At 45.1% G+C, this 12,512-nt stretch carries 8 protein-coding genes and 4 pseudogenes; 5 read left to right on the top strand and 7 right to left on the bottom strand.

The annotated features are described in order from the left end of the window. Positions 1 to 649: 649 nt before the first annotated feature. From BJP37_RS28365 to cbiD, 3 genes and pseudogenes are all read right to left on the bottom strand, one after another. A pseudogene (locus tag BJP37_RS28365) lies at positions 650 to 985 on the bottom strand (GMP synthase (glutamine-hydrolyzing)); the annotation flags it as partial. 280 nt (positions 986 to 1,265) lie between these two features. Further along, on the bottom strand, positions 1,266 to 2,813 hold the full coding sequence (guaA, locus tag BJP37_RS28360; protein WP_075906555.1) for a glutamine-hydrolyzing GMP synthase: 1,548 nt from the start codon (positions 2,811 to 2,813) through the stop codon (positions 1,266 to 1,268). 526 nt (positions 2,814 to 3,339) lie between these two features. After that, the gene (gene cbiD, locus BJP37_RS28355; protein ID WP_075903851.1) at positions 3,340 to 4,485 is read right to left on the bottom strand and encodes a cobalt-precorrin-5B (C(1))-methyltransferase CbiD; all 1,146 of its coding nucleotides are present in this window, start codon (positions 4,483 to 4,485) and stop codon (positions 3,340 to 3,342) included. A gap of 366 nt (positions 4,486 to 4,851) precedes the next feature. On the opposite strand from cbiD, the gene BJP37_RS41640 reads away from it, so the two are divergent. Then, positions 4,852 to 5,091, top strand: a complete 240-nt coding sequence (locus tag BJP37_RS41640) for a hypothetical protein (RefSeq protein WP_198954214.1) — start codon at positions 4,852 to 4,854, stop codon at positions 5,089 to 5,091. Here BJP37_RS41640 and BJP37_RS28350 read toward each other — a convergent pair. Continuing rightward, positions 5,041 to 5,946, bottom strand: coding sequence for an alpha/beta hydrolase (locus BJP37_RS28350; protein ID WP_075903848.1), 906 nt, complete (start codon positions 5,944 to 5,946; stop codon positions 5,041 to 5,043). The two genes, BJP37_RS41640 and BJP37_RS28350, sit on opposite strands and share 51 nt — an antisense overlap. Positions 5,947 to 6,204: 258 nt before the next feature. On the opposite strand from BJP37_RS28350, the gene moaA reads away from it, so the two are divergent. Next, a complete protein-coding gene (moaA, locus tag BJP37_RS28345; RefSeq protein WP_075903846.1) occupies positions 6,205 to 7,191 on the top strand; it encodes a GTP 3',8-cyclase MoaA in 987 nt (328 codons plus the stop codon). A 351-nt stretch (positions 7,192 to 7,542) separates the two neighbouring features. On the opposite strand, the gene rpsD is transcribed toward moaA, so the two are convergent. Then, positions 7,543 to 8,151 carry a 30S ribosomal protein S4 gene (gene rpsD, locus BJP37_RS28340; protein ID WP_070395435.1) on the bottom strand — a complete coding sequence of 203 codons (609 nt, stop codon included), beginning with the start codon at positions 8,149 to 8,151 and terminating at the stop codon, positions 7,543 to 7,545. 79 nt (positions 8,152 to 8,230) lie between these two features. On the opposite strand from rpsD, the gene BJP37_RS37695 reads away from it, so the two are divergent. Further along, positions 8,231 to 8,413 (top strand): hypothetical protein, encoded by a 183-nt coding sequence (locus tag BJP37_RS37695; RefSeq protein WP_143727846.1) that lies wholly within the window; start codon positions 8,231 to 8,233, stop codon positions 8,411 to 8,413. A 124-nt stretch (positions 8,414 to 8,537) separates the two neighbouring features. Here BJP37_RS37695 and BJP37_RS28335 read toward each other — a convergent pair. Further along, a pseudogene (locus tag BJP37_RS28335) lies at positions 8,538 to 9,456 on the bottom strand (deoxyhypusine synthase family protein). A gap of 83 nt (positions 9,457 to 9,539) precedes the next feature. Between BJP37_RS28335 and BJP37_RS28325 the strand changes: the two are divergent. Beyond that, positions 9,540 to 10,630: pseudogene (locus BJP37_RS28325) on the top strand (ISKra4 family transposase). Positions 10,631 to 10,715: 85 nt separating this feature from the next. Here the strand turns inward: BJP37_RS28325 and BJP37_RS28320 are convergent. Then, positions 10,716 to 10,916: pseudogene (locus BJP37_RS28320) on the bottom strand (deoxyhypusine synthase family protein); the annotation flags it as partial. A 781-nt stretch (positions 10,917 to 11,697) separates the two neighbouring features. On the opposite strand from BJP37_RS28320, the gene BJP37_RS28315 reads away from it, so the two are divergent. After that, on the top strand, positions 11,698 to 12,414 hold the full coding sequence (locus tag BJP37_RS28315) for a thermonuclease family protein (RefSeq protein ID WP_075903842.1): 717 nt from the start codon (positions 11,698 to 11,700) through the stop codon (positions 12,412 to 12,414). Positions 12,415 to 12,512 lie beyond the last annotated feature (98 nt).

Here is a 12,512-nt window from a genome sequence, read left to right as displayed (position 1 = left end):
CCTAGTTGGCGATTTCCGGGAATTGCCGGGAATTGCCTAGGCTTTGACTAGGAGTGTTATCGGTCTTGGTTTGGTAGGACTGGGGTTGTTGACACAAACAAAACGGACTAGGAAGAGTTGAAAATTATTTAATATTGCTTTTGCCATAGTGTATCGACCGAAGTTTTCAGTTCAGTTAAACTTCGGTTTTATATTGTTTAGTGATGAGTCATCTGGTAAGCATTCAGCTAATGCGCTACGCGCATTAGCTATCAGCCTTTGGCTGAGCGCTTAAGGCTGAATGCTTAAGTCATCTGAGCAATTAACAATGGCTAATCAGTGACATACTCCCACACTGACTCTTTGAGTGAGCGTGTGGGCTTCTTACCAACTCCACCCAACGGTATCGGCTTTCGCCGACGCTGCGCGAACGGATACTCGGTAAGCTTTATTAACGACACGGGATGCCCCTCCGCGCCGGAACAATACAATAAGTTGTATTTTTGATTAGTAGGTGGCTGACAAACCAGCATTTTCGGCTTTGTTTATCAGTACATATATTATAGCAATTTTATAATACCCTGTGCAAAATTCATCCCACACCTATGCTATGCATAGGTGTGGGATGAATTTTGCCGGACAGCTAATCACTAATCACCCTTTGAAGAAACTATTCCCACTCTATGGTTCCAGGAGGTTTAGAGGTAATATCATAGACTACCCGATTAACTCCCTTGACTTCATTAACAATCCGGTTGGAAATAGTTTCAAGTAAGTCATAAGGTACTCGTGACCAGTCAGCGGTCATACCATCTTCACTGGAAACAAAGCGCAATACAATCGGATGAGCGTAAGTGCGCTTGTCCCCCATTACTCCCACACTGCGTATTGGGAGCAATACGGCAAAGGCTTGCCAAAAGTCGTTATACATCCCCTGTCGGCGAATTTCATCTCGAACGATGAAATCAGCATCTCGTAGAATATTCAACCGTTCTGAGGTCACTTCACNCCCCCCAACGGTATCGGCTTTCGCCGGCGCTGCGCGAACGGATACTCGGTAAGCTTTATTAACGACACGGGATGCCCCTCCGCGCCGGAACAATACAATAAGTTGTATTTTTGATTAGTAGGTGGCTGACAAACCAGCATTTTCGGCTTTGTTTATCAGTACATATATTATAGCAATTTTATAATACCCTGTGCAAAATTCATCCCACACCTATGCTATGCATAGGTGTGGGATGAATTTTGCCGGACAGCTAATCACTAATCACCCTTTGAAGAAACTATTCCCACTCTATGGTTCCAGGAGGTTTAGAGGTAATATCATAGACTACCCGATTAACTCCCTTGACTTCATTAACAATCCGGTTGGAAATAGTTTCAAGTAAGTCATAAGGTACTCGTGACCAGTCAGCGGTCATACCATCTTCACTGGAAACAAAGCGCAATACAATCGGATGAGCGTAAGTGCGCTTGTCCCCCATTACTCCCACACTGCGTATTGGGAGCAATACGGCAAAGGCTTGCCAAAAGTCGTTATACATCCCCTGTCGGCGAATTTCATCTCGAACGATGAAATCAGCATCTCGTAGAATATTCAACCGTTCTGAGGTCACTTCACCAATGATGCGAATCGCCAACCCTGGTCCGGGGAAGGGATGTCGGCGCACAATCGCTTCTGGCAAGCGGAGGTCACGACCGAGTTGGCGCACTTCGTCTTTAAATAGCTTGCGTAATGGTTCTACCAACTTGAAGCGCAGGTTTTTAGGTAAGCCTCCGACATTGTGATGGCTCTTGATTTTCACAGCTACCCGCTCACCGGTTTTGGGATCAACGTTGGTATGGGCTGATTCAATCACATCGGGATAGAGGGTACCCTGAGCTAAATAATCAAATGGACCAAGACGTTGGGATTCTTCTTCAAAGACGCGAATGAATTCGTGACCGATGCGGCGACGCTTTTCTTCTGGGTCAGTGACACCAGCAAGGCGAGCCAAAAAGCGATCGCGAGCGTTCACATACTCTACTCGAATACAAAATTCTTCCTCAAATAGCTTCACCAACTGCTCTGGTTCCCCTTTGCGCATGAAGCCTTGGTCAATAAACATACAAGTTAGTTTATCCCCAATTGCGCGATGGAGTAAGAAAGCAAGGGTAGAGGAATCTACTCCACCAGACAGAGCCAGCAGAACCCGTTTGTCCCCTACCTTGGCACGCACTTCTCGAATCGCTTCCTCGATAAAAGCAGCAGTGGTCCAAGTGGGTTCACACTCGCAGATGTTGTAAACAAAGTTACGGATTAGGGCAAGACCATCGGTTGAATGCACAACCTCTGGATGGAATTGCACGCCATAAAGTTTTTTCTGATAGTTAGCAATGGTGGCACAAGGGGTATTCTGAGTATGGGCAAGGACTTCAAAGCCATCTGGCAAAGTCACGCAGGAATCTCCGTGGCTCATCCACATGGTTGAGTGGTCTCGCACATTGCTCAGTAAGTCAGTGGGGTGATCAATTAGTAAGGCGGCTTTGCCATACTCAGCTTTTTTTGCCCTGGTGACTGTTCCACCTAGTTGTTGCACCATCAACTGCATCCCATAGCAAACCCCTAGCACGGGTATACCGAGATTCCAAATTTCTGGGTCACATAGGGGGGCTCCATCGTCATAGACGGAATTGGGACCTCCAGAGAGAATGATGCCCTGGGGATGAAGCTGCTGTAGCTGTTGAGCTGTGGTCTGATAGGATAGTACCTCGGAGTAAACGTTAGTCTCGCGAATGCGACGAGCAATCAGTTCCGAGTATTGAGAGCCGAAGTCCAGAATCACAATCATCTGGCGATTCAACTGCTCTCCTAGAGAGGCTACAGGCAATGCCTCTTTCTGGTAAGATAGTTTGTTGGTCCTTAGGGTTACTGCTGTGTTCGTCATGTTTAGTTGTGTGAATGTACGAACAGGTCGCTGCCTAGGTGTGCTTCTGGGCAGCATAAATTGATTCCTATGAACAGATAGGTTGAAAGCTGATGGTTTCCGTAAATTAATCCTTCAACGCCCCAACACTTTGATGTGGATGGTAGCGCTGGCATTAACCAGTTAGTCTGAGTCGTAGACTCTCATCGACGATACAGAACTCTATCTGTTTACGGTTATGTCAGTTTCCACTCCCACACGCACTTCATAGACCTGCCTGGCAGTGGTATGTCTGTTGACACTCTCGTGACTTCTAGTCAGGAGATTTTTCAGGGTTTCAGTTTATATGTCCTGAAATCCGAAGTTTCATCTGATAATCAGGTTAATTTATCATACATTGGGTTCGGCTACAAGATCCGCCCGCCAATGTATGAAGATTTATAAAAATTTATCACAAATTTGAAAATAATGTGCAACCTGTGGGACTGGTAACGATAATTTGGCGATCGCGATCGAATAATACGGAGCCAATCTGGATATGCTGCTCACTGTGTTTGCGGATGTAGTCAAAGCAGCGTTGGTCAATGGTCAATGCGATCGCATGATAAACCTGATTGACCCAATCAGTGCCCTGAGTCTGATCCCATTGACGCAGACAATTCAGAGCAGCTTCAGTGGTTTGACTGCCAAATACTTGCCTGATTAGTGGGGTTGGTACTCCTAACTGCGCACAGTGAGCGGTGAGAATTTCCAGTCGTCCATCAGCTAGGTGGTGGTGAGTGTGAAAAATTCCTCCAGCCAGTTTAATTAACTTACCATGATAGCCAAATAACAAAATTTCTGGCACCTGGGAGTACCCAGCTGCTACCAACAACGGTCCGAGCCAATTGGCTGTTTTAACCAGCCGCTCGGGATTAATCCCCAAGGTTCGCGCCAAATCTAAACCATTTTCTCCCACACAGAACACTAGTGTTGTCGAATGTGAGGAGGCTTGCTCTTTTAGCAATTTGCTGGCTTTTGCTTTTAATTCCTCCTGGTAAGCAGCTAATTGACCAGGAGCACTCAGAGGCTGGGAAATGCCAGTAGTTCCTAGTAGGGAAAGTCCTTCTACTACACCAAAGGCAGAATTAGAAGTACGCTGTGCCAACTTCCGCCCTTCCGGCAAGATAATCGTCACCTGAATTTTCTCTGAGGGTGCTAGCAGACAACTCAAGTTATGGTGCAATAGTTTCTCGGCGTAAGCATAGATGGCTGGTTTACCTCCGGCATTGATTTGTCGTCCAATTCCTTCACCACCCAATAACTGTATTGATTCAGTTTGCTCCATCGAACCCCATTCTACAACTGCCCAAATCGGGGTATTACGGGTAAGGTCAAGGTTATCACCAGGGTTAGAGTGAGTGATAGCTAGCGCTACCCCTTCTCGAATCCTAGCCACTTGCTCAATGGGAATGTCTGCGGTTTCAGGAGGGTTAATTAAGTCCACTGAAACTGTTTCCAAGGGTTGGCCGTTGCGTAACTGATGGAGGGCGGCTATGGCTGAGGCACAGGCGAATACGGGTAAGGTATATCCAGATTGAGGTAGGGAGGTGGTCATGTAACCAGGTTAAATTTGCGATCGCTTAGTTCTTCATTGTCTAATTGGTAATTGGTAATTGGTAATTTGTAGTTACCGATTACCGTAAACCAAAAATCCCCAAACTAGTTGATAAGTGATTAACTGTATTTGTATTATATAGTGTTTAACCTACTTATTATGTAATGTAAACCAAATCTACATTAACGCTAGTTTTTTTGACAACTAAGATGGAAAAATAGAGTTTATTTGCTGTCTTTTGAGGTTTGTTTATCCCTATAATATCCAGTGTGATATGATTTTTTTTATGCTTATATTCACTATCACTATCGGCAAGGTAGTATTCCAGGTAAATATTGATTTATTATAAATTTTTTCATAATTTTTTTGAGTAACAAGTTTCAACTAACAATACTAATCCGTGTAGGAATTGTGATAATTTTTGATGCCCTATTCCCTACTCCCTACTCCCTACTCCCTACTCCCTACTCCCTACTCCCTACTCCCTACTCCCTACTCCCTACTCCCTACTCCCTACTCCCTACTACCTACTCCCTACTCCCTACTCCCTACTCCCTACTCCCTACTCCCTGTTCCCTTTGCTATAGTTCCAAGGGTTTGATATAAGGCTTGAGTATGTATCCAACCTACAAAACCACTGTAGAGACAGTCTCCTTCAGGGCTAGCTACAAATACATGGTGTATTAGTAAAGGATTCTGCCAAGTCCGAATGGAAATGCCATTTTTAAATGTTATATAGGTCTTGGCTCGGTGAAAATTTCGACCATGACCATCAGTCATACCTGGGACTGAGTGTAATTGTTGAATTAAGCTAGTAATAAAGTCTCCTGGTGGAGGAGATTGTGTGATAACTGGATTCGCCCAAAATTTCTGGATTTCTGCTGCGACTAACGGATGATTTTTGAGAGCAGCATGACGCAGATTAGGTAAACAAACGAATTGACTAGGAGAAAACTTGGTTGTCTGTATTGTAATCGTACCGTCGCTACCATGATCACTATCACCAGCTATTACTAATGTGGGAATCACTGCACCAATGGACTCTGCTAGTTGTCGGCGGTTGATACCTAAATCCTTTGCGATACCAATACCAATCCCAAAGGGGTCAATAATTCTAGCTAGATCTGCACCACCAATAGGAGAACCAATCAACACTAAGGATTCTACTTGTGACCACCAGTCTTGGTGACGGCTGAGGAGTTCTAGCCAAATTAAGCCACCCATGGAATGACCAATAATTCGGATTGGTGTTTGGGGATATGTGACAATGGTATCTAAGACGATGTGTTCGAGTTGGTTGATTAGGGGTTCTATCCAGAGCCAGGTTTTGAACCAACCGAGATCGGGAGTAATGATGGCAGTGCGGGATGTGGCTAATGATTGGGCAAGGCTTGCCATCGCTTTAGAGTTATCCGCCCATCCGTGTTGTGCGTATAGAAGAAAATCTGGTTTGTCGGTCATTTCCCCTAAATCTAGGATACTGGTAGTTTCTTCTTGATTTTAGGTAGGGGAGTACACCATGAGTAAGCAATTGTGACACTCCATTGAGGGACACAGAATAGGCTTTGCAAGAAAAGGAATGCACCCTAACCGTTGCAGTATCACTGGATTCTTGGAAAGAGATGCTGCATAGCATTAGCTACAAGGGCTGAGGGACAGATTCCGGAATACGTATAACCTATTACCAAAACCCTTTGAAAGCCGATGGTTCCAGCAATTATGAATACTGTAGACTATCTCCGGATTAGCTTGATTGACCGCTGCAACTTCCGTTGTCAGTACTGTATGCCTCAAGGAGCAGAACTTGACTATATCCTACGGCAAGAATTACTCACTGATCAAGAACTGCTGACTCTGCTCAAGGAGGTGTTTATCCCGGTAGGGTTTAGAAAGTTTCGCCTCACGGGAGGTGAACCCCTATTGCGTCCAGGTGTAGTGGAGTTAGTTAAAGCGATCGCATCTTTACCCGAAACACAAGATTTAGCGATGACTACCAATGCCTTTTTACTGGCTGGTATGGCAAAGGAACTCTACCAAGCGGGTTTACGGCGGATTAATATTAGTCTGGACTCCCTCAATCGAGAGACATTTGACAAAATTATCGGCAATCGGGGACGTTCGCGCTGGGAACAAACTTGGGAAGGGATAAAAGCTGCCCATCAGGTTGGATTTGACCCGTTAAAGCTAAATGTGGTGGTAATTCCAGGAACTAATGACCAGGAAGTGCTGGATTTAGCTGCTCTAACCATTGAGCGCTCCTGGCACGTTCGATTTATCGAGTTTATGCCCATCGGGAACTCCCAGCTATTTGGTGAGCGGGCGTGGGTACCTTCGGAAGAATTACGGCAACGGATTCACTTACGCTGGGGTTTGATAGAATCCAGTGTCCGGGGTAATGGCCCAGCTGATGTGTTCCAGATTCCTGGTGCCAAGGGCACCCTGGGATTTATTAGTCAGATGTCAGAATGTTTTTGCGATCGCTGCAATCGGATGCGTCTATCTGCTGATGGTTGGCTGCGTCCCTGCCTACTTAATGAACAAGGTCAAGTTGACTTAAAAACTGCTCTACGCAGCGGCGTTGATACCGCTGACTTAAGAGAGCAGGTCAGACAGTTGCTGATGATTAAACCAGAAATCAACTTCAAGGAGAGAGACTCTGGTACTGATAGTTCATATACAAGGACGATGTCACAAATTGGTGGATAGTTTTTTAGGTTACAGGTTAGCAGGTTAGCCAGGTTGAAGGTTATTTAGGTTGAAGGTTGAAGGTTATTTAGGTTGAAGGTTGAAGGTTATTTAGGTTGAAGGTTGCAGGTTACTCCGGTTGAAGGTTGCAGGTTACTCCGGTTGAAGGTTGCAGGTTAAAGGTTAGCAGCTTAGCAGGTTACAGGTTAACAAGTTGAAGGTTCCAGGTTAGAACCTTCAACTTGTTAACCTTCCACTGAAGCCGAACCTTCAATCTCCACCTGTTAACTTTCAACCGTTGTCAACCTTGGCCAAAAGGCCACGCTACGCGAACAACCTGTTAACCTTCAACCTGTTAACTTTCAACCCGGGTTAGACTTTCCTGGAGTAGTACTCAACCACCAGTAGCTCGTTAATTTGTAATGCCACCCATTCCCGATCAATAATCCCATTCACCTTGCCGGTGAAGGTGTTCTTATCAAACTCTAAATGACTAGGAAGGTTTGCTAAGCCAGGAAATTCTAAGTTTCGTTCCACTAGACGGCGGGATTGATCACGGTTTCTAACCGCAATCACATCCCCAGGGCGACACTGATAGCTAGCAATATTAACTACTTGACCATTTACAGTAACATGACCGTGATTCACGAGCTGACGAGCCGCTGGGATGGTACCTCCCATACCCATGCGGAAGACTGTGTTATCCAGTCGCATCTCTAGCAGTTGCAGCAAAGCTTGTCCAGTGGAACCGGTGGCTCGACGAGCTTTACGGACATAGCGAATTAACTGCTTTTCAGTCACTCCGTAGTTATAGCGCAGTTTCTGCTTTTCTTCGAGACGGATCGCATATTCTGAGCGTTTCCGACGGTTTTGACCATGTTGACCTGGGGGATAGGCACGGCGGGGTGTTTTACGACTTAAACCGGGCAAATCACCCAGACGGCGAACGACCCGCAGACGCGGGCCTCTATATCGGGACATATAACTTCCTCTGTACTATCTTGTGTACTATCTTTACTAAAGATTTCCCAAAACTATTATCATACAATTTATTAGGGCAGTGGGGATAAGGAAATTGCCATGGGGAAAATTTCCAGCAGGTGTTAGGTCAATAGCCCTATCTACGGAAATTTCTATACTGCAAACCACCTTAGTGCTATATAACGGGATTAGCGCTACCCAACCCATACGCGATCGCTCTAGGAAAGAAGACGGGGTAAAGGCTTTGACCCAACTACCCTAGATAATCACTTCTAGGGTTATATCATTATCCGGATAATTAGTGATAAAAAAAAACCTTATTCCTTTACTTCTGCCAAATGGCTTCGATTGGGCACAAGCGTGTAAGTATTCAACCGGAGATGATATTAGTGACCCAGGACGTAATTAAAAATCAGCGGAGCTACAATTGATGCATCCGATTCAATCACGTAACTAGGGGTATCCGTATCAAGTTTGCCCCAACTAATCTTTTCACTAGGTAGTGCGCCACTGTAGGAACCGTATGAGGTGGTACAATCACTAATTTGGGCGAAGTAACTCCACAACTTACAGTCTTCCTTGAGATCCTGGTGGATCAGTGGCACAACGCAGATGGGAAAATCTCCAGCAATTCCACCCCCAATTTGAAAGAACCCCATGGAAAAATCTCTAGTATTTTCCTTATACCAATTCACAAGAAATACCATCAGCTCCAGACCGCTCCGCACAACATTCAAGCGACTGATCTTGCCTTTGATAACTTCAGAAACAAAGGAATTTCCCAGAGTTGAATCCTCCCATCCAGGAACAAAAATAGGAATTTGTTTCTGCCATGCTGCGATCACCCATGAGTCACGAGGATCAATTTCATAAGAGTCTTTCAGCTCTTGACTTTCAAGAAGTTGATAAATGAACTCGTATGGGAAAAAGCTTTGGCCAGATTGATCAGCTGCTTGCCACAGTTTCACCATATGCCGATCAATTTTGATCATCGCTTCTTCTTCAGGGATACAAGTATCAGTAACTCGATTCATTCCGGACTCAAAAAGAGCCTTTTCCTCTTCTGGTTTCAGTGAACGATAATCCGGTACTTTCTTATATAGGACTTACGCATTTGCCCCCTAAATCCCCCAATTCTGGGGGACTTTGACATCATTACCCCCCAAAATTGGGGGGCTAGGGGGGCGAAATCCACTTAACCGCGTAAGTCCTGTTATATTGAGAGTGGGCAACCAGATTGAAGATATCCTCTTCAAGATTCGCTCCAGTACAGCAAATAGCATGGAGTGCATCCCGATTTTGCATTAAGCATAAATACTTAAGTTGGGTGTTGACCAATCTGAGGTAAGCTTTAATTGGTTGACCTATGATCAAATGAGTGCTGCGTGCTGGATGCTGACAAACATGCCCAAATCAAAGCCCACGCCCGAGCAATTGCTGCTTTACGTGTGCGTAGAAACCGACCCTGAGCAGGTTCAAACCAAGTCCTGGATAGAAGAAGTAGTTCGTGGTCATATTCTCGAGCATGTCAGTCCAGAGATAGGAAATTTTTTATCCAAACCAGCAGCGGCACCCGTGCCGGACGAAAACGTACCCTCAACAGCATCCTTGGGAAATTGAGTTTGAGCGAGAAACAAGCTCATGTGCTAATGGTCAAGCCCTACACAAGGTGGAGTCCGTATTTGGAGAAGTGCTGTCTGTTGCTGAGTGCCAACGCCTCCTACAACAATAGCGCGCTCAGATATCAAGGTGTTGACTCGAATGTCGGTTTCCCATAGCACTCAGCAACGCCTGGTACATCGGCAAGACTTTGAGTTGCCCGAACTCGAACAGACTGTTGAAGAAATGAGCGTAGATGGCGGCAAAGTTCGGTTACGCACGGCTATTGGTGAGCGAAGCCAGTGGCGTGATTACAAAGCAGTGAATTTGCATGAGCACAGGAATGGTGCATTCTTCTGCGAGAACGTAAATTTGGTCAGTTGGGTCAACCAACAGCCTAAGCGCCACACCACTGATCTGCTTGGGTGATGGTCATGACGGCATCTGGAATATCTTTGCAGAGATTGGAACTACCTCACAACGATGTGAAATTCTAGACTGGTATCACTTAATCGAGAATCTGGGCAAGGTAGGTGGACCCGCAGCAGCGGCTAGATGCAGTTGAAACTTGTTTGTGGTTTGGGGATGTCGATGGCGCGATTGAACAGTTCAAAGATTGGCAACATGAACCTGTCAAGAACTTTATTATCTACCTCAACAAGCATCGCCACCGTATTGTTAACTACGGCTAAAACCCAAGCCGAAGGCATTTCCATAGGGTCAGGATCGATGCTCCTTTGGAGCCGCTACGCGAACGAATCGACGGGTTTAGCAGGTTGGTCGGCGCATCAAAATCTCAGGGGCTCAGTGGGACGAAAGCAACGTCCCTCAAGTACTCAAGCATCGGTGCGCTTACCTCAACGGACAATTCTCAATTTGAGTCTTACAAAACATCCCATGCACTCAGTTGGAAGTGTGGGAAGTGTGGGAATTTTTGCCCGAATTTTTACCTAATTGCAAAAGTGAGATGCACCCATAGCATGTACCTTGTCTTGGCGAATCATTTCAGCTAGAGATATACCCAGCTCTCCTGTACTCATGGCTCCAGCCATAGTCAGAAACATTTTATTCCCAGATTCCAGGTGTTTCACCCATCCTTCAGCGGCCTCAACACACACGGCTGCATTAAAGTGTCGAAAATTTCTCTTCATGAACTCTCGAATCATCGTTTTTTCCTCCAATAGTGGGTCTTACAGTTGAGTACTTTACAGAACTATAGATAAACGTTTTAGAAACAGCAGAATCCCCCAATGATAAAATGGTAAAAAATCGGAAGCAGCAGCTAGTTAACAGCCTTGATAAAAACTTGCTACTGCCAACTGAAACTCTCCCTCAGCTAAAGCACGAAGGAAACAAGCTAGGATATCAAGTCTTCATATAATTGAAAACATAGTACCGTTGGCTCCGGAGCAAAACTCCCAGGGCTGACTTTGACTATACTTAAGCCTTGATGCAGTCTCTCAAGGGGAAGCAGCTAGGGTTTTTTTCACCACCAAACACTGCTAGAAAATCCTGATCTAGTTAACTAGCTTTTGACGTTTATGATTCCTCGTCACAAATTTAGTAGACAAGGGGAATCACGCCCCTAAGTTATGTTCATCCCCGGCGCTTGTACACAAGGGGTTTCAACTGCGTTTGAGATCAAGAAATACCTGATCACCAGCAACGCTTCTCGATTTGGTGTTGTTTTTAACAATTATCACGATCTCTGATTATATATCAATCTGGTAACACCTGTGTTGAAGGTTACTGCTGGAGCGGACAGGGAAATAAGTGACCTCCCTGATCTGGCGTTGCTCCTGTTGTGGGATGATTGAAGCGAATGGACAGCCAATAAGTGTTTTGCTATGGTTAGTCTTAAATCTAGAATAGCATCGGCTGTTGATTTGAGGCACTGATTGCCTGTTCATCGATTACTTTTATCTGAGTCCTGATACGATTTACGCCATGACAGACTTGATTAGTGAAATTTTAAGTAAAGTAGGGTCAGTTGCTCCTCAAGTACCGCCATACTTTGAGTCCCTAGAAACCTACGCTGTTAAGAAAGTTTCCGATGCTGACACCATTGATGTGATTGATGGCTCCGGAGAAGAGATTACAGTGCGCTTCGTTTACATTGACGCACCAGAAACTCCTAAGGGGTGGGGTTACAAAAAACTTGAAGATAAAAATCAGGACAATGCGCTCTATCAAAGTCAATTTAAGTGGGGCAATGAAGGTAAAGACTGGGTCAAACATTTGGTAGAAGAAAACGGTAATAAAGTTAAATTGAGAATTACCGACATCGACACTCGCTACAATCGTAGCATTGGGGAAGTTTACTTATTGGATGGCACGTTTCTTCAGCATAGTTTAGTAAAAGAAGGATTAGCACTGATTTATTACGATTATTTTAGTAAGTGCCCTCGGGAGATGGCTATCTCTCTTCTGTTGGCAGAGGCAGATGCGGAACGCCAAGGAAAAGGGTTATGGCAAGAACCGAAGTCAGGATTTATCCAGCCTTGGCTGTTTCGTCCCCTTAAGAAAAAGCAAAAAGCCTTGCTTGGAGACCCAGATGCATATCAGCAGCTTACAGAAAAAATTCAAACCCTCTGTGAAGACCTAGAAGCTGGCAAGATGACTAAAGATCAGTTTGAGGATAGGTTTAAGGAGACCCTCAAGTAATATAGCAGTTATCAATTGGTTGAGGTACTTTTGTTGTGGGTTTTAGGGAGTAGGGAGTAGGGAGTAGGGAGTAGGGAATAGGGAATAGGGAACAGGGA

It is taken from the genome of Moorena bouillonii PNG (assembly GCF_001942495.1).
Classification (GTDB): Bacteria; Cyanobacteriota; Cyanobacteriia; order Cyanobacteriales; family Coleofasciculaceae; genus Moorena; species Moorena bouillonii.
This window is presented reverse-complemented; position numbering and strand designations above follow the sequence as displayed.